The sequence below is a fragment of the Sporosarcina obsidiansis genome (genome assembly GCF_009651005.1).
Lineage (GTDB): Bacteria > Bacillota > Bacilli > Bacillales_A > Planococcaceae > Sporosarcina > Sporosarcina obsidiansis.
On sequence record NZ_WHVW01000002.1, the window covers coordinates 153,840 to 178,617 of the forward strand.

23 protein-coding genes and 1 pseudogene are annotated in these 24,778 nt (G+C 40.6%); 6 read left to right on the top strand and 18 right to left on the bottom strand.

The window, feature by feature from the left end; translation table 11 throughout:
- The first annotated feature begins 43 nt into the window (after positions 1 to 43).
- Positions 44 to 898: an SAM hydrolase/SAM-dependent halogenase family protein gene (locus GD002_RS02320; protein WP_153730719.1), complete on the top strand. Its 855-nt coding sequence runs from the start codon at positions 44 to 46 to the stop codon at positions 896 to 898.
- Positions 899 to 917: 19 nt separating this feature from the next.
- On the opposite strand, the gene GD002_RS02325 is transcribed toward GD002_RS02320, so the two are convergent.
- The 8 genes from GD002_RS02325 to GD002_RS02360 all read right to left on the bottom strand — a co-directional run bounded on the left by GD002_RS02325 (position 918) and on the right by GD002_RS02360 (position 8,605).
- Entirely contained in the window at positions 918 to 1,640 is a 723-nt protein-coding gene (locus tag GD002_RS02325; protein ID WP_153730720.1) for an NAD-dependent deacylase, read from the bottom strand.
- Between the two features lie 130 nt (positions 1,641 to 1,770).
- Positions 1,771 to 2,775 carry an aliphatic sulfonate ABC transporter substrate-binding protein gene (locus GD002_RS02330; protein WP_153730721.1) on the bottom strand — a complete coding sequence of 335 codons (1,005 nt, stop codon included), beginning with the start codon at positions 2,773 to 2,775 and terminating at the stop codon, positions 1,771 to 1,773.
- Between the two features lie 28 nt (positions 2,776 to 2,803).
- The gene (locus tag GD002_RS02335) at positions 2,804 to 3,559 is read right to left on the bottom strand and encodes an ABC transporter permease (protein WP_153730722.1); all 756 of its coding nucleotides are present in this window, start codon (positions 3,557 to 3,559) and stop codon (positions 2,804 to 2,806) included.
- On the bottom strand, positions 3,492 to 4,334 hold the full coding sequence (locus GD002_RS02340) for an ABC transporter ATP-binding protein (protein ID WP_153730723.1): 843 nt from the start codon (positions 4,332 to 4,334) through the stop codon (positions 3,492 to 3,494). Before GD002_RS02340 ends, GD002_RS02335 begins: the two co-directional genes overlap by 68 nt.
- A gap of 236 nt (positions 4,335 to 4,570) precedes the next feature.
- The gene (gene cysK / locus GD002_RS02345) at positions 4,571 to 5,497 is read right to left on the bottom strand and encodes a cysteine synthase A (protein WP_153730724.1); all 927 of its coding nucleotides are present in this window, start codon (positions 5,495 to 5,497) and stop codon (positions 4,571 to 4,573) included.
- Between the two features lie 93 nt (positions 5,498 to 5,590).
- Positions 5,591 to 6,763: an MFS transporter gene (locus tag GD002_RS02350; protein WP_153730725.1), complete on the bottom strand. Its 1,173-nt coding sequence runs from the start codon at positions 6,761 to 6,763 to the stop codon at positions 5,591 to 5,593.
- Positions 6,764 to 6,877: 114 nt separating this feature from the next.
- A complete protein-coding gene (locus tag GD002_RS02355; protein WP_153730726.1) occupies positions 6,878 to 8,092 on the bottom strand; it encodes an MFS transporter in 1,215 nt (404 codons plus the stop codon).
- A gap of 33 nt (positions 8,093 to 8,125) precedes the next feature.
- Complete coding sequence (locus GD002_RS02360) at positions 8,126 to 8,605, bottom strand: PaaI family thioesterase (RefSeq protein ID WP_153730727.1); 480 nt, start codon at positions 8,603 to 8,605, stop codon at positions 8,126 to 8,128.
- Positions 8,606 to 8,772: 167 nt separating this feature from the next.
- Here GD002_RS02360 and GD002_RS02365 point away from each other — a divergent pair, with 167 nt between their 5' ends.
- Both GD002_RS02365 and pepF read left to right on the top strand, forming a co-directional pair.
- Complete coding sequence (locus tag GD002_RS02365; RefSeq protein ID WP_153730728.1) at positions 8,773 to 9,219, top strand: hypothetical protein; 447 nt, start codon at positions 8,773 to 8,775, stop codon at positions 9,217 to 9,219.
- A gap of 82 nt (positions 9,220 to 9,301) precedes the next feature.
- A complete protein-coding gene (gene pepF / locus GD002_RS02370) occupies positions 9,302 to 11,110 on the top strand; it encodes an oligoendopeptidase F (protein ID WP_153730940.1) in 1,809 nt (602 codons plus the stop codon).
- A 112-nt stretch (positions 11,111 to 11,222) separates the two neighbouring features.
- Here the strand turns inward: pepF and GD002_RS02375 are convergent, their stop codons facing one another.
- Positions 11,223 to 12,239: an LLM class flavin-dependent oxidoreductase gene (locus GD002_RS02375; RefSeq protein ID WP_194841438.1), complete on the bottom strand. Its 1,017-nt coding sequence runs from the start codon at positions 12,237 to 12,239 to the stop codon at positions 11,223 to 11,225.
- A gap of 5 nt (positions 12,240 to 12,244) precedes the next feature.
- Entirely contained in the window at positions 12,245 to 12,604 is a 360-nt protein-coding gene (locus tag GD002_RS02380; protein WP_153730730.1) for a winged helix-turn-helix transcriptional regulator, read from the bottom strand.
- 133 nt (positions 12,605 to 12,737) lie between these two features.
- Here GD002_RS02380 and GD002_RS02385 point away from each other — a divergent pair, with 133 nt between their 5' ends.
- The gene (locus GD002_RS02385) at positions 12,738 to 13,364 is read left to right on the top strand and encodes a nitroreductase family protein (RefSeq protein WP_153730731.1); all 627 of its coding nucleotides are present in this window, start codon (positions 12,738 to 12,740) and stop codon (positions 13,362 to 13,364) included.
- 52 nt (positions 13,365 to 13,416) lie between these two features.
- Here GD002_RS02385 and GD002_RS02390 read toward each other — a convergent pair whose 3' ends face one another.
- From GD002_RS02390 to GD002_RS02415, 6 genes are all read right to left on the bottom strand, one after another.
- On the bottom strand, positions 13,417 to 15,492 hold the full coding sequence (locus GD002_RS02390) for a DUF2339 domain-containing protein (RefSeq protein ID WP_153730732.1): 2,076 nt from the start codon (positions 15,490 to 15,492) through the stop codon (positions 13,417 to 13,419).
- Positions 15,493 to 15,570: 78 nt separating this feature from the next.
- Complete coding sequence (locus GD002_RS02395) at positions 15,571 to 16,368, bottom strand: hypothetical protein (RefSeq protein WP_153730733.1); 798 nt, start codon at positions 16,366 to 16,368, stop codon at positions 15,571 to 15,573.
- Between the two features lie 495 nt (positions 16,369 to 16,863).
- Positions 16,864 to 18,129, bottom strand: a complete 1,266-nt coding sequence (locus GD002_RS02400; protein WP_153730734.1) for an FtsW/RodA/SpoVE family cell cycle protein — start codon at positions 18,127 to 18,129, stop codon at positions 16,864 to 16,866.
- Positions 18,130 to 18,136: 7 nt separating this feature from the next.
- Positions 18,137 to 18,544 carry a PadR family transcriptional regulator gene (locus tag GD002_RS02405; RefSeq protein WP_153730735.1) on the bottom strand — a complete coding sequence of 136 codons (408 nt, stop codon included), beginning with the start codon at positions 18,542 to 18,544 and terminating at the stop codon, positions 18,137 to 18,139.
- A 4-nt stretch (positions 18,545 to 18,548) separates the two neighbouring features.
- Positions 18,549 to 19,082: a sigma-70 family RNA polymerase sigma factor gene (locus GD002_RS02410; protein ID WP_153730736.1), complete on the bottom strand. Its 534-nt coding sequence runs from the start codon at positions 19,080 to 19,082 to the stop codon at positions 18,549 to 18,551.
- Positions 19,083 to 19,316: 234 nt separating this feature from the next.
- Positions 19,317 to 20,666, bottom strand: a complete 1,350-nt coding sequence (locus tag GD002_RS02415; protein ID WP_153730737.1) for a dihydrolipoyl dehydrogenase family protein — start codon at positions 20,664 to 20,666, stop codon at positions 19,317 to 19,319.
- 210 nt (positions 20,667 to 20,876) lie between these two features.
- Here GD002_RS02415 and GD002_RS02420 point away from each other — a divergent pair, with 210 nt between their 5' ends.
- Both GD002_RS02420 and GD002_RS02425 read left to right on the top strand, forming a co-directional pair.
- Entirely contained in the window at positions 20,877 to 21,833 is a 957-nt protein-coding gene (locus GD002_RS02420) for a polysaccharide deacetylase family protein (RefSeq protein WP_228548260.1), read from the top strand.
- Between the two features lie 154 nt (positions 21,834 to 21,987).
- Positions 21,988 to 22,470, top strand: a pseudogene (locus GD002_RS02425) (cupin domain-containing protein); the annotation flags it as partial.
- Between the two features lie 137 nt (positions 22,471 to 22,607).
- Here GD002_RS02425 and GD002_RS02430 read toward each other — a convergent pair.
- Both GD002_RS02430 and GD002_RS02435 read right to left on the bottom strand, forming a co-directional pair.
- Positions 22,608 to 24,173: a YndJ family protein gene (locus tag GD002_RS02430; protein ID WP_194841439.1), complete on the bottom strand. Its 1,566-nt coding sequence runs from the start codon at positions 24,171 to 24,173 to the stop codon at positions 22,608 to 22,610.
- A complete protein-coding gene (locus GD002_RS02435; RefSeq protein ID WP_153730740.1) occupies positions 24,166 to 24,774 on the bottom strand; it encodes a DUF4166 domain-containing protein in 609 nt (202 codons plus the stop codon). The genes GD002_RS02430 and GD002_RS02435 overlap by 8 nt, the downstream gene beginning before the upstream one ends.
- Positions 24,775 to 24,778: the final 4 nt, after the last annotated feature.

Below are 24,778 nucleotides of genomic sequence, written 5' to 3' on the forward strand. Positions count from 1 at the left end.
TAGTTAACTCGTAAAAAGTTTGTAAGACAAAGGAGCGAACAATATGGAAACTGGTTTACTCGTTTTTCAATCCGACTTCGGTCGTTTTGATGGGGCTGTCAGTGCCATGCATGGCGTGGCAGCAACGGTGGATCCTTCACTTAGACTCTATGAAATCACCCATCAAATCCCTCAATATCATATTTGGGAAGCCTCTTATCGTTTACTGCAAACTATCCAATATTGGCCGCCACGAACGGTATTTGTATCTGTCGTCGATCCAGGTGTAGGTTCCGAACGGCGCAGCGTGGTTGTCGAAACAGTTCAAGGACATTTGATCGTTACGCCTGACAACGGAACACTCACACACTTGAAGAAAAAAGGATTATTGAAAACTGCAAGACTATTGAACGCCGAAGAAAACAGACTGCCAAATTCATCTGAATCCCATACATTTCACGGCCGAGATATCTATGCCTATACAGGAGCTAGATTAGCTGCAAATGCTATAACATTTGAACAAGTGGGAACTCCTGTCGAATTAAATTCCATTATGGAATTGCCTACAAAGGATCCAACTATAGCAAATGGACAATTAATTGGAATGATTGATAGTATCGATCGACCTTTCGGTAACTTGTGGACCAATATTGATTCATCACTATTCAAACAGCTCGTCGAACAATATGGAGAAACTGTACATGTCACAATTTCCTCCAATGGACGCACTATTTATGAAAACCCACTCGTCTTCGGTAGATCATTTGCAGACCTCCGCATTGGCGAGGCACTTGTGTATATTAACTCCCTACACAATGTCGGCATAGCAATCAATCAAGGCTCTTTTGCTAGCGCCTACCAGATCGGCATCGGCACAGACTGGACAGTTACAATGAGTGGTATTCAATCGCCAGTCTGAATGCGAATCTTAAAGTTCTTTAGAATTTTCTTGATAGCATATCATTTGCCTCACGAAGCACTTCGCCTATCTTCCTGCTGTTGACGACCAAATCAGCCATATCATCTAGCATAGTTTCTTCCATATTAATAATTACTAACTTCGCACCGTGTTCCTTAGCCAGCATAGGAAATTGATTGGCTGGGGAAACGGTTAAAGATGATCCAAGAACAATGAACAAGTCTCCTTTTTCACTTTCGAATATCGCTTGTAGAAACGCCTCTTCGGGCAACATTTCTCCGAACAAAACAACAGATGGACGAAGCTTGCCACCACACTCACAATAAAATTCATCACGCTCATAACGATCGTTACTGTAGACCTTCCCGCAACTTTCACAGTGTACGTTCCGCAATGTTCCATGCAGTTCCATGACATTCTCCGATCCTGCTATCGTATGAAAGCCATCGACATTTTGCGTAATGATACCGCTAATCAATCCTTGCTCTTCCCAGTTCGCCAAAATGCGGTGACCCTCATGGGGACCAGCTTCCTTGGCGGCCAACACTCGCTTCTTATAAAACTGAAAAAACCGCTCCACATGTTGATTGAGTGCCGTTACACTCGCTACTTTCGATGGATCTTCCATTTCCCACATACCCGTACGAGCCGAACGAAAATCCGGCAATCCACTTTCCGTTGACATTCCCGCACCTGTATAGACAATCGCCCGCTTGGATTCCTTCAATAAATCAGCCAGCACATGATCTCATCCTTTCATTAAGCGAAATTATGTTCTACCTGTATAGTAACATGAATTGTTTTCACAAAGTTTGACAAAACTCTATCGAAATGAAAAAAGTGAGCATCCCTTATGGACACTCACTTTCTTGTTATTTCGTTGTAATCTGTTTAATCGTCTCTAAATTAATCAACCCATCAATTTCATTCGTTTTAATATAATCTGCTTCCTTACTGATATCAGCCATTTCCTGCAAGACATCTTCATTAACTTCTGTTGTTACTTCAATTCGACTGAATGCTGCCTCTACTTCTTCTTTACCTAATTCTTTACCGGTTAGTTCCTTAATATGTTTAACGACAAGTGCCTGCGCTTCTTCTGGTTGATCTCGTACGAATTGTACCGCTTTCGCATGCGCCGTTAAATATGCGGTAACCAAATCTTCGTGCTGTAAGAAACTATCACTTGTCGCAACGACCGTATTGGTGGACTCTCTCCCCCAAGCAAAATCTTCCCAATCTAACAATAGCTTACCACCTGCTTGGTTTTGTAAAATATAGCCCCATGGTTCCTGAGTAGCCGCACCGTCTACTGATTTCTGAATAAACAAAGTCGCTGTATCAGCTGGCGCTGCCGCGAAGAAATCTACTGTTCCACCATTTGCTTTTGCTTTCAAATTCACGTCTTTTAACGCTTTGCGCAACATCACATCTTGCGTACTTCCGATAACAGGAATAGCAATTTTCTTGCCGTCCAAGTCCGCTAATTCTTTAATACCACTATGGCCACTTGCCACCAACACCGCACCGCCATTCACTGCGCCTGACACGATATGATATTTTGGATCCTTAACAAAATAGTTGATAACTGGTCCAGGTCCAACAGTTCCAATGTCAATAGAATTAGTAGCCATTGCCTCCATAAAGAGTCCACCATTACTTACCGTCTTCGTAGAGATTTTGATATCCTCTCCAAATTCCTCTGCAAAATAATTGTTCTCCAAGCCAATAATTGTTGCAATATGAGTTAAGTTCGGGAAGTAACCGATCTTCACTTCATTTTTATCAGCTTCTGCTTCATCCTTTTTCCCACAACCTGACAAAATCCCAACTAGCGCCAAAACAGTAAGCAATATACCCAATAATTTTCTATTCATCTCTCTATCCCCTTTTTAAATGAACTAATTAAGCTCGAATACCCCATTTTCGTTCCACATTCCGTTCTAATCGCAAGAATAATACATTATCCATAATCGTTCCGATCACACCAATGATAATCATGACAGAAATAACAAGATCCATTTGACCGAGTGCTCGACCTGCTTCCAGTAGTTGACCAAGCCCTACCCCAGCACCAAGCAATTCCCCTGCCATCAGTGCGCGCCAGGAGAAAGCCCAAGCAATGCGTAAACCCGAAATGAGCTGGGGAACAGAAGCAGGTAAAATGACAGTCCGTAAAAAGTGAAACCCACCCGATCCAAGTGATTTCGCAACTCGTTGATACAATACCGGCACATTTTTAAATCCACTCGTCGCATTCACGATCATCGTCCAAGTGGCTCCTAACGTGACGATAAATAAAATAGCAAAATCATTCAGTCCAAACCAGATGATGGCTAGCGGAAACCAGACAATACTTGGAATCGACTGCAATGCCGTTACGAGAAAGCCTAGTGTATCTTCCACTAGTTTGTAACGCCAAATCAAATAGCCAAGTACTAGACCGAGAATGGATGCAATCGTAAAACCGATGAGTAAGCGACTGAGACTTGCGCCAATCGCTACAAGAATCTGACCAGAGATGAGTCCTGAAAATAATGTGATCATCACTTGTGTGAAGCTCGGAAACATGAAATCCGGCAAATCCGATAGTCTAGATGTGACTTCCCATATCGCCACTAGTATCCCGAGAAACACTATTCGTCTTAAAGCTGTAGTCATCGCCCATCTCCTCCTTCAACACTTTCTCTATCTCGTCTTGTAGTTCAGCTAAGATTTGTTTTTCTAGCTGCAGTGTCACATCACTCGGCACAACGCCATCTTTTGAATCTTTTGATGTGAATATCGCTTTAATTTTTCCAGGTCGTGTGGCAAATACTACGATCTTTTGCGACAGTAACACAGCTTCTCGAATATTATGTGTAATGAAGAAAATCGTAACTTTCGTTTTTCTCCAGATGTCTAGCAACTCTTTATGCAAGACCATGCGTGTCTGTTCATCTAATGCCGCGAAAGGTTCATCCATTAGCAAAATGTCTGGTTCCATCACAAGCGCTCTAGCAATGGATACCCGCTGTTTCATGCCTCCTGATAACTGGTGTGGATATGCATGAATATAGTTTCCTAAATGGACCATTTTGAGCATCTCAATTGCCTTTTGTTCTGCTTCCTTCTTCGGCATCTTCTTGAGTAGCAACCCATACGTCACATTATCGAGCACTGTTAGCCAAGGAAAGAGTCCTGCTTCCTGAAAGACCACGACACGGTCTAAACCTGAACCGGTCACTTGATTTCCATTGATGCGAATTTCCCCTTCATCTGCTTTTTCAAGACCAGCAATCAAATAGAGCATCGTGGATTTCCCACAACCTGATGGTCCAACAATGGAGACGAACTGCCCTTTCTCTACTTCCAGGTCAATGCCATCTAGCACTTTTACAGTTCCTTTTTCTTTATGGGGAAAGCTTTTTTCGATCCCTTTGATTGATAAGTACATATCGATTCCCCCTAGTAGTCAATTTCTCTTTTATAGTCCTCATCTTCTAATCCCTAGTATATTTATATGCTTTGCTATGTATATAATCTACCATTCCGATATGATTTGTCAACACAATTTTAATTTTCTTTTTTAAAATTGTGAATTAGTTTATTAATCACGTACAACCAAGGAATTGCTAGACGAGTAAAAACCCCTTCTACTTAGCAGAGAAGGGGTTCGAGAACAGAAGATAATTATTGAAATAAATCACTTGATAAATAACGTTCTCCTGAATCGGGTGCAATACACACAACGGTGTCTTCAGGTGTTAGACGTTTAGCCACTTGTAATGCCGCATACAATGATGCGCCACCAGAAGGACCTAGCAAGACCCCTTCGTGTTTCGCAAATTGCCGAACGGTTGTGTATGCCTCATCATCTTGAATACGGAAAATCTCATCATATACTTCCGTATTCAAGACCGGTGGAATAAATCCTGGACTTGTTCCGACCAACTTGTGTTTTCCAGGCTGGCCACCTGATAATACCGGTGATCCGGCAGGCTCCACAACATGAACGGTAATAGATGGATCATGCTGCTTTAACGATTCTCCCGTGCCTGTTACTGTTCCACCCGTGCCGGAAGTACAGACGAAAGCAGTCAACTTGCGGTCAATCGAAGAGATCGATTGGATAATTTCAACGGCTGTCGTATGCCGATGACTATCTGGGTTCGCTTCATTTTCAAATTGCATCGGGATAAAACTGTTGTCGATCGATTCTGCGATTTCATTGGCCTTAGCAATCGCACCTGGCATCCGGTCGGCACTTGGTGTTAGCACGACTTCCGCACCATATGCTTTCATCAAATTAATGCGCTCCATCGTCGAGTTGTCAGGCATGACAAAAATTGCACGGTAGCCTTTCGCTGCTGCATTCATTGCAAGACCAATCCCCGTATTGCCAGACGTCGGTTCAATAATTGTGGCACCAGGAGTTAGCACACCACTTTTTTCAGCCTCTACCAGCATTTGATAAGCCGCTCTATCTTTGACACTTCTGCTCGGGTTAAAATATTCGAGTTTGACATAAACCGCTGCACCATTTGGATCGCCTAGCGTACGCACTTTCACTAATGGCGTATCACCAATTAGCTCTGCCATATTATTTACCACTTTCATTGCGCTCACCTTCTTTTTCATTTGTGAAACTAGTATAACAAATAGAAGGTTAGTATTCCTAGTAACAAAATCGGTATTATACTATTAATTTCATTAAAACTTGATGGCTGTCCTTTTTCTCCAGAACATCGTGCCTATCCAAGTCAATGCAAGCACTGCCAATCCCAACAAAAATGGAAAATCATGATTCACATCGTAAAGAACTCCAGCAAGCAACGGTCCTGCCACATTTCCGATACTCATATAAGAATTATTCATTCCCATCGCAAAGCCTTGTTCATCTCCCGCTAACTTGGAAATTAACGTGGTTAAGACAGGACGCAAAATGGAGGAGGCAAGAAAAATAATCATCGTCACGACAAAGAACATTTCATAACTTTTCGCTAATACAGACAGTAAAAAACCACCAGCCGCGACTGCTAAAAATCCAGTTAATACATTTAATTCTCCGATTTTGCGCACAATCCAATCAACCGCGAACAACTGGATTATGACACTAACAATCCCCGTAGCCGTTACCATAATCGCGATATCTTTAGGCGTAGCACCGAATGAATTATCAATATATAAACCAAGAACAGACTCATATGCCATTAAACCGAAACTCATCACCAATGTAATGACAAGTGGAATAATATATGGTTTCCCAAATGAATTGCGTACTTCCATGATCATTGACTCTTTTTTCATCATCACTTCCGGTTTCGTGTCCATGCTTTCCTTCAAATAGACAGCAGAGAAAACAACAGCCAGTACACCGACAAGTGCAGAGACGAGTAAAGGTACTTTCAAGCCATAATCTGCAAGAAATCCTCCAATTCCTGGGCCGATCACAATGCCGAGTGACATCGCTGCGGAAATCATACTATTCCCTTTGGCCCGTTGATCCATCGTCGTAATATCGGAAACATAGGCGAAAATAGCTGGGATTAGCAATGCCGCCCCGACTCCCCCAATTACACGAGATAAATACAGCACCGCGATGGAATCGGAAAAATAAAATACAAACATCGAAATTGCCAACCCACTCAACCCGCTAATGATCATTACTCGTCTTCCATAACGGTCAGCCCATCTTCCTGCAATTGGCGACATGACGAACTGTGCCGCCGCAAATAATGCAATGATCAGCCCTGCCGCTGTACCTGCCTGACCGATCGATACTAAATAAGCAGGTAAAATCGGAATAATAATCCCAAAACTCCCCACTGCAATAAACATATTCACCATCAAAATATATAGTTTCTTTCGTTGTGCTATTTGCACGTTGTTCCCCCATTTACATGTTCAGATTTATTGATTCTACTTGCTTGGTGTGCGCTTGTCAATCTGACCACTATCAAAAAAGCCTGTGGATGAACCACAGACCTTCAAGTAAGACTAATTGGATGCTTGGATTTTCTGATCACGAGGCAATCCTAAACCGACTAATCCGATGAATGGCAAGAATGAAGTAATAATCATGGTTTGGTAAATCCCAATTGAGTCCATTAAGAACCCAATGGCGACTGCACCAACTGCTCCCATACCGAAGGCCAATCCTACTGTCAGTCCAGCCATCGTGCCAATTTTAGAAGGCACCAACTCCTGAGCGTAGATCACCGTCACCGAAAAGCTGAGCATAATGAAAAATCCAATGACTAGTAGAAGAAGTATGACAGCCCAAAGTGGAGCATATGGCAGCATAAGGCAAAGAGGTAACGGCACAACAAGCGATAGTATAATTACCTTTTTCCGGCCCATCCGATCCGCCATCGGGCCACCAAAAAACGTCCCTACTGCTCCTAACGCAAGGAATAAGAAGATATAAAGCTGACCATGTTTGATTGTCAACCCATAGCTTTCCATCAAATGAAATATATAAAAACTCGTAATGTTCGTCACGTAAAATGAACGTGCAAAAATAATAATCATTAATAAAAGGAGTGCAATTGTAACTTGTTTTTTAGTTAAATTCTCCATCGTGGACAGTAATACTTTCTTTCGTTTACCTAAACGTTCCTCATCCAATTGCTTCTTATACCAAACTGAAATTCGGTAAAGCAAAGCAATTCCTCCTGCTGCAACCAAGACGAAAACAGCTGCTCCAATTTGACCTAGAGGAACAAGAACAAAGGCACTAATTAAAGGAGCGAGCGCTTGCCCAGAATTTCCGCCGACTTGATAAATAGACTGTGATAACCCTCGTTTATCACCGGCTGCCAAAAATGAAACACGGGAGCCTTCAGGATGGAATACGGCAGAACCGAACCCCAGAAAGAGAACCGATATGATGATCAGCCAATAACTTGGTGCTAACGCGAGGCCTGCCATCCCCACCAACGAGAACGTCATACCAAACGGCAAAGCAAAAGGTTTCGGTTTGCGATCACTAAAATATCCAACAACTGGTTGTAACAATGAGGCCACGATGTTCAGAGAAAACGCAATAAAACCTAATTGCTTGAAAGACAATTCATGTTCTATTTTAAGTATTGGCAACATTGCAGGAATAACTGCCTGTAGCGTGTCATTGAATAAATGGCAAATCCCGATCGCAATCATAATTGGATATACAGGATTTGTAGCGGCTACAGCTTTTGAAGAATTCTTCATACCATCTGTTCACACCTTATCTAGTTGTCAATTTTATTTCGCAAATGTAGGAGGCATGACGACACCGACTACCTCTCCTGCCGCACAACATTCGTCACCTGCAAAAATTTCTACGTTCACTTTCCACTTTTTCGGGTGGATCTCCGTGACCTGCCCCACCGCTTTCAATACCTGTCCTTGTGGCGTCGGCTTGCTGTATGTAATTTGCAATGAAGCCGTAACGAATCGTGGAGGAATATTTCCATCTCCAGGTTCATAACCATTTTTACGATGCAACGCGAGTGAACAGGAACCTGTTCCATGACAATCCATGAACGACGCCAAAAAGCCACCGTAGACAAATCCCGGGATCGCTGCATAAGCTTCCGAAGGCAACGTATAAGTCACCGTTTTATCCCCTTCCCATCCTGTCCGGAAATGATGCCCTTTTTCATTTAATCGACCACAGCCAAAACACCACGAAAAGTCATCCGGATACTCATCCTGAATTGCGTGCATTATATATTCTTTCATGAAAGACCCTCCCTTTGCATTCGGTCTCTCCATTATACATTCCGAAAATTGAAATATCGAGTACAACCGTAGATTCACACAGTTTAATCAACCTTTCTTTGCGTATAGTACTAGAAGGATTCATATACTATCAAGAAACGTATGTTATGTAGAAGGAGGGAATTTCAATGAAATTACGTGCCGTTTTACTTGCATTGTTAATGTCTTGTGGTTTCTATGTCATGATTCAAACGATGAAGGAATCTACTTTCCAACCCATAGAATGGTTGTACACAGAACCGGATGGAACTCCATATTCCTCTATTACCTTTCAACAACCTGGCCTCCATGACCGGCCGCCCGTCACTTGGAAAGTAGATCAAGCTGAAGAAGTCGATCGTCTACTTCAATTTCTACAAGCTTATGACTATGAACGGATTGATCCGGACACACTGCAATTATTTGATGATCAGCCCATCTTCACCATCCATCTTCATGACGAGTCCGGAAACAGTATGACCATTCTAATAGAAGAAGGCATTCTGATTCAAAATGATAGATTGTATTACGAAGTTGTCAATGGACCTCTCCAAGTAGACTGGTTAATGGAATTCATCCTTTCCAATAAACCGTAATTTTGTACTAACGCCATTATCTATACTATACTAATCCTAATTCGGTAGCCGAATAATTGAACTTAAGGAGAGATTCACATTGGTGAAAAGCTTACCACTACGTTCAGAAGTGAATGAACAAGAAACTTGGAACTTACAGACTTTATTTGAAAATGAAACAGCCTATCAGCAAGCAGTTCAAGACGTAGAAAAGCAAGCAACTGCATTTGCAGAACGCTACCGAGGGACCATACAAGATGCGAATTCTGCTATAAAAGCATTGGATGCATACCGGAGCTTGCAAGAAAAAATGGTTCCGATCGGTAATTATGCTTCATTGGCAGCTAGCGTGGACCTGACAAATGATGAAGCCCAAATGAGGGAAAGTCAATTCGGATCATTAGCTGCCAAGATCGGAAGCCAGACTTCATTCGTTATGAGTGAGCTCTCTGAACTATCGGAAGAGACACTACAGCAGGCAAGTGAGCAATCAGAAGACTATGAGGCGTTATTCGAAAAAATCTACAGGCAAAAACCACATCAGTTACACCCAGAAGTAGAGAAAACACTCGCTGCCTTCTCCTCCACTTTTGAAGCACCATACGCTTTATACAATACGACGAAACTGGCAGATATCCACTTTCCACATTTCACAGTGAATGGAACAGACTATCCACTTAGCTATGTTTCATTTGAAGGGGCTTGGGAATCAGAGCCTGATACCGCCAAAAGACGTGCTGCTTTCCAAGCATTCTCATGTAAATTGAGAGAATATCAACATACGACAGCGAAAACGTATGATATGCATATACAAGCGGAAAAAACGACAGCTGATTTGCGCGGCTACGATTCTGTGATTGACTATCTGTTAGTTGATCAGGATGTGGATCGATCAATGTACAATCGTCAAATTGATGTCATCATGGAAGAGTTAGCACCTCATATGCGAAAATACGCGAAGCTACTTCAGAAAATCTATGGCTTAGATGAAATGACTTTCGCAGATCTCAAAACGCCAGTTGACCCTTTATACGAGCCGAGTATCACGGTAAAAGAGTCCAAAACTTATATAGACGATGCACTCGCTATTATGGGAGAAGAATATTTGAGTATGGTTAACCGTGCCTATTCGGAGCGTTGGATTGATTTTGCGCAAAACAAAGGAAAATCTACAGGTGCATTTTGCGCAAGCCCATATGGCAGTAATTCTTTTATCTTGATTTCTTGGACAGGTAGCATGGAAGACGTCTTTGTGTTGGCACATGAACTGGGTCATGCAGGACACTACTACCATGCAAATCGCGAACAGAATCTATTTAATTCCAACGCATCTCTTTACTTTATCGAAGCACCCTCTACGATGAATGAAATGCTGATGGCTAACCATTTGCTTGCAAACTCGGACGACCCGAAATTCAAACGTTGGGTACTCGCTTCCATCATTTCGCGCACATACTACCACAACTTCGTCACGCATTTACTAGAAGCAGCTTTCCAGCGCAAAGTATATGAACGAGTAGATGAGGGCGGCAACGTCAATGCCACGATATTAAATGATTTAAAACGCAGTGTACTGGAAGAATTCTGGGGCGATACCGTCACACTTAATGAAGGTGCTGAACTAACGTGGATGCGCCAGCCACACTATTATATGGGCTTATATCCGTACACCTATAGTGCTGGACTGACGATTTCTACGGAGATGGCGAAACGCGTGCTAGATGAAGGCAAGCCAGCTGTTGAAGATTGGCTTGAGGTGTTACGCGCGGGTGGTTCCAAAAAACCAGCCGAACTCGCTAACATGGCAGGTATTGATATTACGACCGATAAACCATTACGTGACACCATCGCATATATTGGTGATCTGATCGATCAAATCGAGCAGTTAACTGAAGAAATTGAAGCTCAATAAAATGTAACAGGCTGTTGCAGAAAGTCACATGGACTTTCTACAACAGCCTATCTTTCTTTTTTATGCATTCATGGGAAATAACACACATGATTTTTTACAAGTGATCGTATTTTCAATCCATTATTTCACTCAATATCTCATACGAACGAAGTCGATCTTCATGATGGAAAAGGCCTGAACTAATAATGAGTTCATTCGCCTTCGTCATCTCTACGAATTCCTCCAGCTTACGGCGTACCGTTTCAGGGCCTCCGATGATGACGGATGGAGCTTCTGATTGTTGAGCGACCGCTGTTTGCTCATACTCCGACCAGACCGAATCAATATCATCAATTGGCGGTTTATACTGCGTAGTCACGCCTTGACGAATATTCAAGAACTGTTGCTGCATAGATGTTGCTAAATAGTTCGCTTTGTCATCTGTATCTGCTGCGATCAAATTGACCCCCATCATGACATACGGTTCTTGAAGATCTTTTGAGGGACGGAAGTTTTGGTGATACAGTTGCAACGCTTGCATCATATAAGCTGGCGCAAAATGGCTGGCAAAAGAAAATGGTAAACCGAGTTGTGCAGCTAACTGTGCACTGAAGCCGCTTGATCCAAGTAACCAAATGGGAATATCCTGTCCTGCTCCTGGAAACGCACGAACGCGGGCAGTAGGATCAGCAGAAAAATACGATCGTAATTCCTCTACTTGCTGTGGAAAATCTTCCCCACTGCTATGCAACGTACGTCGTAATGCATAGGCCGTTGCTTGGTCACTGCCCGGCGCACGACCTAACCCAAGATCTATTCTGCCAGGATACATCGCATCGAGCGTACCAAACTGCTCCGCAATGACGAGCGGTGCATGGTTCGGCAACATGATCCCGCCAGAACCGACACGAATCGTTTTCGTTTCCCCTGCTACATGACCAATAATGACGGATGTGGCAGAACTTGCTACTCCCGGCATATTATGATGCTCCGCCAACCAATAGCGATTAAAACCCCATTCTTCCACATGTTGCGCAAGATCAACACTATTCTTAAAAGATTGCCCCGCATTACTTCCTTCATTTATCATCGCTAAATCCAATACAGACAATGGAATCCCTTTAAATCTTTTCGCTTTTTGATTAATCAAATAACTCACTCCTCATCACAACAGCCATTTTTCTTCACCCATTCAAAAATGGCATGAATAATTTTTTCCAACTCTTTTCCTTTAGCAGTTAGCTCATACTCCACTTTTCTAACTGCTGGATCAGATTTTTTCTTCATCACGAGTCCATGAACTTCCAATTCACGAAGTCTCTCCGTCAGAAGTCGATCCGAAATCCCTATTATTTCAGAAGATAACTCATGATACCGTTTCGGTCCGTCCAATAAATGATAAATGATAATTCCCATCCATCGCTTCCCAATGAACTCGATCGTTCCATGAAAACTATCGCAACCCTTTTGTCCTTTAGGATGTACCGACTGAACGAACTCTTCATTATTCTTCATTAGCAAAACCCCAATCGTTTACTATATTCACCTTATCACACTCCAGTTTGACAAACAAGCTTACTAATAGTAACCTTAAAAAGAACTTACTTTTAGTAAGTAAAATCACTCAACAAACAAAGGAGTTTTCATCATGTCCCAAAATTATGCTGCACTTTCACAAGTCATTCATGAAAGAAAATCGGTAAGAAAGTTTGATCCAAATTATATAATGTCTGCTGAAGATATTACGTCTATATTAGAAGAAGCAACTCTTGCCCCTTCTTCAAGTAACCTACAGCCTTGGCGTTTCATCGTCATTCAAGATCAAGATACGAAAAAGAAAATTAAAGAGTTTTCCTACAATCAAGAACAAATGGAAACAGCCTCCGTCATTATTGCTGTCATTGGCGATACGGAAATGTACCATAATATTGACGAAATCTACCTTTCCAATTTAGCAGCAGGAAATATTGACCAAGAACATGTCGAGATCCAAATTCAAAATGCGAAAGCTGCTTATCCTAACGCACCATTCGAAGCCAGACGTAATATTGCTACATTCGATGCAGGACTAGTTTCCATGCAACTCATGTTGATCGCCAAAGCGAAAGGCTATGACACGGTGACGATGGGTGGGTTCGACAAACAGCAATTCGTGGATACCTTTGAGTTGGAATCTCGTTACGAGCCACTAGTATTAATTGCAATAGGTAAAGCGGCAGCACCTGCATATGGTTCTACCCGACTACCTATTGATACGATTACAAAATTCATTTAAATGAAAAAGAGACAGAGAGGTGATCTATTCTCTGTCTCTTTCTATTATTCCTTTAATCCTTCCATAATGTGCGGGAGTAAAGCAAACCAGCAACGCCTACTACTGTAAATAAGATCGATCGAATTAAAATGGAAATACTGTTTAGATCGATGATGAATAATTTCAATAGACAAACTCCAATTAACAGCACACCAATGATTCTGACTGCTTTCCACTTCATTTTTCTTCCAATAGTAAGCGATACGAATGCAAATCCAAACAGCCAAAATGTATGGACGAGCAAGATCCATTCCGTTGACCAATTACCGATCATGACAAGAGCGAAATACCATTTATTCAGAAAGATAAAATAGATGGCTTGCATTATAACAGCCAAAGCTCCTGTTTTCCATTTCAATGAAATATAAAATGTATTTGACAGTATCGCTAGAAAAATGACCGTGAGAATGACTACGTATACTAGTTGGACGACTAGATTAAATGAAAATACATTTCCGAATGAATCTCCACCCACACCTAACCCCAATACTACAAAGCTAGCAAGTAAAAATTCTACAACAACAGCGTGTGTGATGAAGCGACCGTGCTGCCATTTATTTAAAAGATAGAGTGCGCCTAACAGAGCTACCAAGATGGCCAACTGTATATGCATGCTCGTTTGGAATGACCAATTCGTATCTTGCAGGAAAAGTTGTACTAACTTAAATACATAGACTACTAAAATCAGTTGGCCAGCGATGAGTGATTGATCCAAGTGCAACGTCGTTTTCCCTATAAAAGCAGGGCGCCATCTATAGAAGGAATAATAGATCGCACAAAGTGTCGTAATCAGTACAAGCCAGACCATATGCTGTATCGTCCAGAATTCAGTGAAATCGACAGCCACTAACGTAGTGTACACAGCAAGTACATAAACCATCCCACCCGTGATGATGGTACGGATCGTTTGGTAATAGAGACCGACCCACAAACCGATGGCACCATTTATCAGTAACAACATGAGTTTGCCATACAATTCCTCGGTCTGAAAAGCTAAAATGAAAGCACTACTTGCAAAAATTGCAACAGCTGATAAGACACCACACAACATTTCTTTTTTCTTCGAGAAGGCCCATGCAGCGAGTGTGATATAGAGTGCTGCTACCAATCCGAATAAAATGATTTCTTGTTGGTAATCTAGGAATTTAATCCACCCTAGCACAAACACAAAATTTGTGTAGATTAAAGTTTCCGTAAATACTTGTCTTGCAATATACCCCTTTATATATGCCACGAGAAGAAGAAGATGTTGAATAAAAGCAGTCGCCACTATGATCTTCTCGTTTATTTCAAACCATCCAAGCACGACATACGCCAGTAACGTTAAATGAAATAGGAGAAATGAGACATAGAAAGAGTATTTATGTTGGTGTCGTAGCGAAACAAAAAATAACGAAAGAAATAATAACAAAATGTACAAACAAAATTGGATGTCAGAACCCACTTGCCCTGCCAATAAAAATGGAAGCAAAAACCCAGCAATTCCAGAGAAGATCGTCAACGTCTCGGATTTCGTTTTTAATGACAAATAAAGTCCTGCTGCAATATAGGCAATTCCAACAACTAAGGCAACGAAAAAGTTAAAATAGCCATACAGATGATGCGCTGCAAATGTAGTTAAAATTCCTAATGCAATAAATCCACCTAACAACGTTAAACCGAAACCATTTTTCCCATTTCGCAAATAGCGCATACCAAGAAAGTAAAGAACACCTGATGCGATAAAACCTAACGCAATTCGGACAAGCCCCGTAATGAGTCCGTACTCCATCCCTACCTTCAAGTCCCACAGCACTCCAAGTAACAAAATAAACATGAAAACTCGCGGTAACCAAACACTTATTTGTTTTTCAAAATCAAACTCTTTTTTCGGTGCCTTTTGAGGGACGTCTTGCTCGAATGCACTTTGTCTTTCACTCACAATAGGCTGCGGTGTTTCTTCCTTTTTATTTTTTCTTATAATATGCTGTTTTTCATGAGGCACTTCCCCACTACGTTCAGATTTCAATAAGGCTAACTCCCGTTTCAGGAGACTTACTTCACTTTCCAAGTCAGAAACGCGTTGTAGGATTTCCTTCTTTTCATCCATCAAAATCCTCCTTTCATATTCATATTGTAAATACTACTATACCATTCATTTTTCACGGGCTCGTAAACTTTAAACCTCTTAAGGATTACGTAGATGTGTTAAAATATCTGATGCCTTCGGTTCTTCGGCCAACGTCACATGATCTTGTGAGACAATCTGCTTCAATTCTTCCATTCCTACCTCATGATATTTCTTATTGAGCATGTATTTTTCATATGATTTCAATTTCATAGATAGTGCAATCGCGCTTGGATTGATGAGTGAGCGTTTACTTTTGATGTATTGTATGAAGCGCATACGCTCTTGTTCAGTTAGTAGCTGCTGATTATTTTGGCGATAGACAGCTCGCGCCATTTCCTTACGATGCATTCTAGCTTGAATCTGATCCGACTCTGTTACTAGTTCAGATTCTTTCGCGACATCCCAAATCTCAATAATTTTATTCAGGTGCTCTTTTACATGATTCTGCTCGGCTAAAATTTCATCCACTGATTGTTGAAAAACCTTAAAATCACTTTGAATAGAAGTAGGATACGAAGTCAATTGTTGTTCTGCTTGATGTAATATACGTTTAAGTTTCTTATAATTCTCTTCTAATGGTCCTTTCACCCACTTTACAGCAGCAAGATGTGCAGTCTCAATTGAATGGTTGAAATCGGTGGTAATTAAATCAATCCTCTTAGCTTCATCAAAAGGTGGTACACGTCCCGTTCGTTCAATGATCAATTGTTCTTCTGTAGGAGCAAACGTAAAAAAATAATAATCTTTTTCCCCAATTCTAAAAATAGACGGGAATACATCAGGCGTTTCTCCGTCCTTCCAATAAGGTTGCAATGCTTGTTTAATATGCGCTGGAAGATGGTGCATACGAATCATCTAGCTACCCTCCTGTATCCTTCACTTCAACCTATGTATAGCACTATCTACGCTATGTTCTCTCGAAAGGTTTCACGAATAAAAAAGTAAATCAAAAATCACCATCTCACAACGTATTGCGTCAGATGGTGATGTATCTATTTTATGAGTTGTTCCTGATCTACTATTACGTGATTGCTCTTTTCTTCATATATCCATAAGCTAAATCCTAACCGATTTCTTGATTAGCCGATAACTTTACTAGCCATAAAGTAACGCAAAGTAATATAAATGAGAAAATGCCAATAACTAAGGTGATACTTTGTTTGATGGGAGACAATTCAGCTAAGCCACAAATTTGAGGATTTAAAGCAATAACTCCTACCAAAGTGCCGATTATACCTGCCATGGCTTCATAAAAAAAACCGGAGAACAGTCCACCAACTTTTCGGCCCATACAGAACTGAGTTGTAATGACAACACCTATACCGCAATTCAAGGTGCAGATAAGCTTCTTTATCCAATTTGACTCGTTATCAAATCCTTACGGCGATATACACTCAATACAATCCCAATTAAAAATGAATTGAACAACGTCGGCATCAAACCATAGCTAATGAACGGCAAGGACATGGAAGTAAGAGGTAGTAAACCTAACATCATTCCGACATTATAAATAAAAGGGCAACCATATAAGGTGATCCCACCTATCAAGAGCAATTTACTGTATGAATCATTCAACTTAGTAGAAATCGTAATCATTCTAACCAAAAAAAACGAAAGAAGTAAAACTAGTAAAGCTGCAAGTAAATAGCCATAATAATAAGTCAAACTGGCAAATACATAATCCGTATGTGCAGCTTGAATAAATTCTTTATTTCCCGCTGTACCAAACCAACCTCCAGCTAAAATTAATTCCTTCAATCGCACATACATATAGCCCGATCCATTTGCATATTGCTCTGGGTATAAAAAACCAGAAATTCTATCCAATTGGTACGCTTTTACCGAGGACAATAAAAACAAACCCGCTATCATTGAAAAAACCAGCGGAACAATTGTAATAAAAAGGACTTTTTTCTTACTTAATTGACTCCACCAAAGCATAATAAACCCCATCATGAGATAAAGGAACGTCGTCGATAGACTTGGTATATTCAGTAACAAATACAAAGGCAATAAAAACAGCACGCTAAGTTGCCAAACTTTTAACTTTCGGTTATTGAAAAATGAAGCCCATGCCAGAAAAAAGAAAGGGATGGCTTGTAAACTTTCAATGGTTATGGGGCCGAGTTTCAATAGTAAATGTCCACCACTATGCGCAGTAGGAAAATAGCTAATCATTAGCAGAATGAGTACGCCAACTAAATAAAATAGCCAACCATACTTTTCTAATTTTCTATAATCCATTATCATCATCCCATACACCATCACTGCACCTAGCAAAACAAAAATTATTTTATTCATCATGATTTGTCCAGTATATCCAAGTGCTACGATTGGTAAAAAGCTTACTGCCATCACGATCACTACTAGTGCAATTAGTATCCAATCTACTTTTGGCTTATGAAGGTTATTAAGCTGTCGACCCAAATGAATAGGATTTCCCATTTGTTCAACTGCTTTATTCTCAGCATCTGCTTCTGTTAATCCTTTTGACATCCATTTATTCTTCGCTAACTTCAAATGAAATTCTAATTCAGCCCGTACGAATTGTTTTGCCTCTTTAGATTTAATATGATGGATGACTTCCTGCAAAAAGGAATCGCCTCTTCTATTCAATATTCTCTCACCCCTGTATCCATTCTTTTAGGATCAAATGTTTCACTGCAGAGCCATTCTCTGCTTTTCGCAACAGTCTTTCACCTTTTCGATCTAAGGAATAATATTTAGCTCCCGCTGAATCCCACTGTGACGTGATGAATTTTCCCTGTTCAAGCCGATGTAACAGAGTGTAAAGAGAGCCTTCATTTTCTTCAAATTGTAAAATACCTCTGCACCGCACTAACTGAACCAACTCATAACCAGTTTTATCATGAACAAGTAGTTGGAGAACAGCTAGAATAATATCTTCTTCATTTTCTTGGGAATCATGAATTCGTTTGTATACTTGTAACCGATGTTGTTCTGAAAACTTCAACTGATTAAAAGTCGTATTCTTCATGGCTTTACGTAAACCTTTTAATTGTTCTTCCATTTCCCTATTCCTCCAATCCTATCTTCAACAGTTCTTTAGCTCTTCTAAGTCTTGTTTTAACTGTGTTTTCTTTCACTTCAATGACGATAGCAATCTCTTTGATTGGCATTTCTTGAAAATAAAAAAGATAGATAACTTCTCGATAGTTGATCGGTAAATTCAGTACGGCTGATGATAACCGATCATCTTCTTCATTTTGAATAACGGTTTGTTCCACACTTATATGTTGAACACCCATAAATGCAGATTCCGTTTCTGAAACTATTACTTTTTTGTTATACCAACTTTTCAAATAGTCTTTGCAATGATTAATACTAATTCTCCATAGCCACGTCCGTAACGTGGATTTTCCTTTATATGTGTGCAATGATGTATAACATTTAACAAATATGTCTTGCGTTAAGTCTTCGGCGATTGCAATATTATGTACGTAAGAATAAACAAGCTGTAAGATCTCCTGTCCATATTGATCCATCAGTTCACTTAATAGTGCTTCTTTATTATCGATTTCTAACATCTCTGAAGTTAATTCATTCACATTCGTTCCCCCTTTCAAATGATTAGACGATGTGCTTCATGAGAAAGTTTGGTAAAGTTGCAAAACAAAAACGGCAGGCTAAGCCATACCGTTTCTTCTTCATACTATTGAAGTTATTTGTACCTCTTTCTGTGATTCTAACATTTCCTTTAACGGGAGTTGAGTAGCAGAAGTAATTATCTGATATCCAAGTAGTTTCTCAACATATTATTAGGAGTATACATGATCTGTCTGTTATTTCAACATATATCCAATATCCGAAGCAGCAGTCGGATAGGCAAACGGCATTTCCTTCAATTCTTGAATGGGTATCTGGAAACGGATGGCTAAAGCAAAATAGTTAATAAGTTCATCCGCTTCTCCACTAAGTATATGAGCACCTAGAATAATCCCATTATCTCGATCTATGATTATTTTACAAGCAGCCACTTTTTCATTCGTCCGTCTATACGTAAACCAGTCGGACATGTCTTGATACTTCACCTCTACATTCAGTTTAGATTCCCTCGCTTGCTTCTCGCTCATTCCAACTGATGCAAGCTTAGGAATTGTGAAAACAACAGAAGGAACAACTGGATATCTTGCCTTTAAATGATTCCCTTTTAGCAGATTTGCAGCCACCACATGTGATTCTTTAGTAGCGATCGGAGTTAAGGGAGGCCCATCCGTTGACGCTACATCTCCTGCAGCGTAGACATGGGGATTACTGACACTTTGCATGTATTCATTCACAATTACTCCCCCCTTGTCTCGTTCCACATTCCCAGTTTCCAACTCCATATCCAATGCTGGTTGCCGTCCTGCGCCATGCACGACCAAAACAGTTTCCCATTCTACTTCGTTATCGTCTTGCTTACCTTTCACAATAAATGAACTTCCTAGCTTCTCAATACCTTCAACAGCTACTTCCAAATGAATCTGAATTCCAACTTCCTTCGATCGCTTCATTAATAAATCAACCAAGTCAGGATCGAAATGTTTGAGCGCATGTTCACTTCTATGCAAAATATGAACTTCCGAACCTGCCCTTGCTGCGATGTGGGCAAATTCGAATGATATAAACCCGCCACCTATAAATACAATATGGTTCGGAAGTTCATCCAACTCAAGAAAATCATCACTCGTAACGAGGTTTTCTTCACCTTTTATCCCCATCTTCACCGGCTCAGCTCCTGTTGCGATAAGAATACACTTTCCTTCCAACATCTCTGAACCTACTTTTAATACTGTTTCACTGTGAAAAACCGCTTTCCCATGATACCGATCCACACCCAACTTTTTGAACTTCTCTTCTGTATCTTCCGGAATGGATGCAGTAAATGTCCGTTTGAATGCCATTACATCTTGCCAATCAATACGAGCGTCATCTTGTATCCCTTTACCATTCATTCGTTTGTTCCAATCAAACAATTCAGCGACTCCCGTTAACACTTTTTTCGGATCACAGCCCCGCTGTGCACAAGTCCCGCCAAATGGGCGATCATCAATAATTGCAACATTCCATCCTGCCTTCTTACATTTACTAGCTGTAATGGAGCCAGCTGTCCCTGTTCCGATCACTACCAAGTCATATTTTTTCACCATTCATTCTCCTCCTTCAATGCACACAAAGAAAACTGTACAATGTCCTTCACTATTTTGTTTATGAAATACCCTGAATTTACTCTGCTCACACTTCGACTTCCTTGTGCATTGTGTAAGCAAAGAATAGTTATGTTAGTTTAGGAAATACTAATTCGTAAAACAATTTACGTATTTAGAGGGAGATGAAATTAACTGAAGAAGATCATATTGATGTCTTTTTTCATATGTATAGGTTTATTGTTTCTCGTTATTTCCGCAAAGGATTCTGAAAAAGATCCTGATGTAACAAGTACTGTTTCTGCTTCAAAGAACGACAAAGACCGCCTAGCTGTGGAATTAGAATCTTTCAGTTCAGAACACTATATACCTGCAGTGGACGCAAAGGTCGATCGAGTGTGGAAGGCCATTCCCGGATATAACGGTTTGGAAGTGAATATAGACGCTAGCTATAAGAAAATGAAAGCTAGCGGCAAATTGGACGAGTCAAAAGTGATATATCAAGAGGTCTCACCAGCTATTCATTTAGAAGATTTAGGGCCGCATCCAATTTTCAGAGGGAATCCAGACAAACCAATGGTGGCTTTTTTAATTAATGTTGCATGGGGCAATGAATTTATCCCTGGAATTTTAGAAGTGCTGAAAAAATATCAGACGAAAGCATCTTTTTTCTTTGACGGCAGCTGGGTAAGCAAAAATCCTGAATTAGCTAAAAAGATTTTTGAAGAAGGCCATGAGATTGGAAATCACGCGTACAGCCATCCAGATCTCAATCTCAAATCGGAAGCGGAGACAATGGAAGAATTAAAAAAGACGAATGACGTGATTACCAAAACATTAGGAATTGATTCACCTAAGTGGTTCGGTCCGCCTAGTGGCAGTTTCAATCAAAAAACGGTGGAAATTGCCAGCCAACTTGGCATGAATACGGTATTGTGGACAGTAGACACCGTGGATTGGAAAAAACCATCTACCGCTGTCATGGTGAACAGAGTAGTATCCCAAGTCGAGAACGGCTCTATGGTGTTAATGCATCCCACACTTCCAGTTTCAGAGGGATTAGAGGACATGATCATACAAATTAAAGAGAAAGGCTATAAATTAGGAACCGTTAGTGAACTAATGAGCGAAAAACGCGTAAATGTATCTGTTTGGGAAAATAAAAATTAGGACAGTTTGATTACCTGCTCATCTCTTGACCTTACAATACTTATAATGTACAAAGTAACTTCCCACACTTATTGGCATACATTAAAAAAGATGTATTCAATAAGATAGAGGAAGGTTGAGTGAACTGATTTCAAATCATGACCAACAAGCGAAGATGCAGTTTGCAGCAGATGTAAATAAAAGTCCTTTTTTCAAGAAAGATGACCAGAACTTCATAAATATTTTAAGCAAACAGCAATTGAACACGTTGCAAGGTCTTTCGATGCTAGATATTTTCTTGAGCAAAGACAGCATCATAGAACCTCATTATCATCCGAACGCATCTGAACTAACGTATTGCGTATCGGGTTCCGCCACTGTTTCCTTAATGAATCCCTATAAGAAAAAGTTTCATCATTATCGGATTACAACCGGCCAGGTCGTTAATGTGCCTCAAGGATGGTGGCATTACGAAATTGCACACTCTGATGATACCCACTTACAAGGAATTTTCAATGCGGATACACCTGAAGTAATTTTAGGTTCAGATTTACTGACCGCTACACCGCCTGAAGTCTTTGCCTACACATATGGTCTAGATGAAGATCAATGGAAAGCTGTCATCGCCAATATCCAGCCTTCCACATTGATTGGACCACCAATTGAATAAGTGAAATTACAAAGCGACGATATGTTTAACAACCGTCGCTTTAGTACCGTTATATGTAGGATAAGAACTTTTCTTCATCCTAGAAAGCTTCTAACTTTAGTTTCTATGAGCAGCATGTTCTCTATTTAGTAATGATCAATCACATAATTAATCCTCAAAAAAGGAATCGAAAAAATCCACATCCTATGTGTTGCTTGTAAAAACCCGTTCCCCTCGTCCTCAATGAAAAAGTCTTCTTGAAGAGGCAGTTTGAACAATTCTTTACTGCCAATTGACAAATACACTCCCGCATCAGAAGCTGGTTCTGTCCGTTTACTCGTCAACTGCAAATTCTTCCCTGTCGCCCGTAACTCTAAAATACCTGTCATGGTCGTAAATGGTAAAGGCAATGCGATATTCATGTACAATCGTTCATTAGTATGGTGCTGTGAATAAAGAGCCGTAAAAATCGTCTCCTCTTTGACTTTCCGTTCCCACGCCCGAACATTCTCTCTTCCATCTAGCCCGTCATGTATTGTGTAAATACTTCCCGTCATTTCGACTTCTTCGTTGCGCATCGGCAAATTAATTTGCTGCATTCTTCTACTAATTACCGAATAAAGAAAGGCAAATGGTTTAAACCAATGATGCCAATGCACAGACGCTCTCAGTCGGTACTCTATCGTATTTTCATAGAAGTCGAGTATTTGGGGAGAAAGTGTAGACAGCTCCAGACCATACGCCATCATGTCATCAGATAGACCACGATGTTTGCCGACTTCTCCAATTTCATTTGCAACCTTTCTTCCGCGTATCCTACTAACCGGAAAATCAAGCGGACGAAAACGTGGGGTTGGCACAGCTAATGACCAACCGATAATGCCAAGTAACGCGAACACCACGCAATTCAATACACCATGAAAACGAAGCATAAAGTCGATCGTTACAGAAAACAATCCAAACCCATTACTCAATACGTATAACATTGAAAATGAAATGGTTACAGCGAGTGCAGTAAAGGAAATTCGCACAAGCCATTTTTGAACCCAACTCGTAAACCTTAGATGCCACGCAATCCAAATGATACCGCCCAACCCATAGACATATAATAGAACCGCCCCAACCTCAATCCAGCGTGAAAATGTGATACCAACCGCAACAACCATTGGTGCCGCAAGTAATGTCACTGTGGAACTTCTATACAAACGCGAAGTATGAAGACGACCTAAAAATCCAACAAAAAATGGCAGAATGAACGCTGAGTAATGAAAATGAATGGCAGTCAACCAAGTAAGTAATGGACTGAATCCAAGATCAATGCCAGAGATGAAAGCAAAATACCAACCTCCACCCATCGCCAAATATATGAGTCCCATCTCAATCGCAAACTCTTCTAGATGGGTAAATCCTCGATGCAAAAATCGTGTCACTCCGTAAATGGCTACGAAGAGGGTGAAAAAAAGGTAGATCGTTGCCAACAAACCTTCCCAGCTAGTTGAGATCAGCTGTTCCAACATTACTGCTACATATGCTGGAATCGCAAAGTACGGATAATACTTCCAAAACCAATCGCGATCTGTATAAGCAAGTCGTAATAGAATCGGTATAAAAACAAGTTGCGCAACAGACAGCAATCCATACGGCCAAGCAGTCATGCTAAAAACAGCAACAACGAGGAACAGCAGCACATGAATCAAAATAAAATTACGCATCTGTCCTAAACACTCCTTCGTATGAAAAGACATTCCCAATCAACGGGTTTTTCACGTTGACACGAATTCGGTACACCTCATTTAGATCATCATACATTTCCACAATTGTTGCTAAGCCTTGAAAAATTCGGGGAAGAGGAATTTCGATTCTGCCAAGCACGAAACGTTGGTCCAATGAATTGATTTTCAGTGCACCTTCATCTAAGACAGTGAATTGCAAATCTGAATAAAGCAGTGGAGGTTCTCCCAAATAATCTTTAACGACCATTCGTTTTTCATCCAGACTCATCAACGCATTGAAATAGCGTGTCTTCCTCGGGAAATGAAAACCGCGTTCCCAGTGTATTTGTTGTTCGCCTTTTGAATTTACATAGGTTGAATTAATGATAGTAAATGGAATATTTTGTCCACGTTCAGGAAATAGCAATTTCCACCTCACACCTAGTCTGAATAGCGGATAGAGCCATTTCGGCCCGCCTTTTATCGATTCCATTTCACCCGTTGCTTTAAAAACTGTACCTTCTTCAAAGTCGTATCGTTTTTGAAGCATAGGATGAAGGCGTAAAAATTCCTCCTGTAATACCTTTTGATAAATAGACATCACT

What these genes read in the sequence shown, in the direction of transcription:
- GD002_RS02320 (WP_153730719.1), top strand. Translation starts at nt 44, where the DNA reads ATGGAAACTGGTTTACTCGTTTTTCAATCCGACTTCGGTCGTTTTGAT.
- GD002_RS02330 (WP_153730721.1), bottom strand. Translation starts at nt 2,775, where the DNA reads ATGAATAGAAAATTATTGGGTATATTGCTTACTGTTTTGGCGCTAGTT.
- GD002_RS02335 (WP_153730722.1), bottom strand. Translation starts at nt 3,559, where the DNA reads ATGACTACAGCTTTAAGACGAATAGTGTTTCTCGGGATACTAGTGGCG.
- GD002_RS02340 (WP_153730723.1), bottom strand. Translation starts at nt 4,334, where the DNA reads ATGTACTTATCAATCAAAGGGATCGAAAAAAGCTTTCCCCATAAAGAA.
- cysK (WP_153730724.1), bottom strand. Translation starts at nt 5,497, where the DNA reads ATGAAAGTGGTAAATAATATGGCAGAGCTAATTGGTGATACGCCATTA.
- GD002_RS02355 (WP_153730726.1), bottom strand. Translation starts at nt 8,092, where the DNA reads ATGAAGAATTCTTCAAAAGCTGTAGCCGCTACAAATCCTGTATATCCA.
- GD002_RS02360 (WP_153730727.1), bottom strand. Translation starts at nt 8,605, where the DNA reads ATGAAAGAATATATAATGCACGCAATTCAGGATGAGTATCCGGATGAC.
- GD002_RS02365 (WP_153730728.1), top strand. Translation starts at nt 8,773, where the DNA reads ATGAAATTACGTGCCGTTTTACTTGCATTGTTAATGTCTTGTGGTTTC.
- GD002_RS02380 (WP_153730730.1), bottom strand. Translation starts at nt 12,604, where the DNA reads ATGAAGAATAATGAAGAGTTCGTTCAGTCGGTACATCCTAAAGGACAA.
- GD002_RS02385 (WP_153730731.1), top strand. Translation starts at nt 12,738, where the DNA reads ATGTCCCAAAATTATGCTGCACTTTCACAAGTCATTCATGAAAGAAAA.
- GD002_RS02390 (WP_153730732.1), bottom strand. Translation starts at nt 15,492, where the DNA reads ATGGATGAAAAGAAGGAAATCCTACAACGCGTTTCTGACTTGGAAAGT.
- GD002_RS02395 (WP_153730733.1), bottom strand. Translation starts at nt 16,368, where the DNA reads ATGATTCGTATGCACCATCTTCCAGCGCATATTAAACAAGCATTGCAA.
- GD002_RS02405 (WP_153730735.1), bottom strand. Translation starts at nt 18,544, where the DNA reads ATGGAAGAACAATTAAAAGGTTTACGTAAAGCCATGAAGAATACGACT.
- GD002_RS02415 (WP_153730737.1), bottom strand. Translation starts at nt 20,666, where the DNA reads ATGGTGAAAAAATATGACTTGGTAGTGATCGGAACAGGGACAGCTGGC.
- GD002_RS02420 (WP_228548260.1), top strand. Translation starts at nt 20,877, where the DNA reads ATGTCTTTTTTCATATGTATAGGTTTATTGTTTCTCGTTATTTCCGCA.
- GD002_RS02430 (WP_194841439.1), bottom strand. Translation starts at nt 24,173, where the DNA reads ATGCGTAATTTTATTTTGATTCATGTGCTGCTGTTCCTCGTTGTTGCT.
- GD002_RS02435 (WP_153730740.1), bottom strand. Translation starts at nt 24,774, where the DNA reads ATGTCTATTTATCAAAAGGTATTACAGGAGGAATTTTTACGCCTTCAT.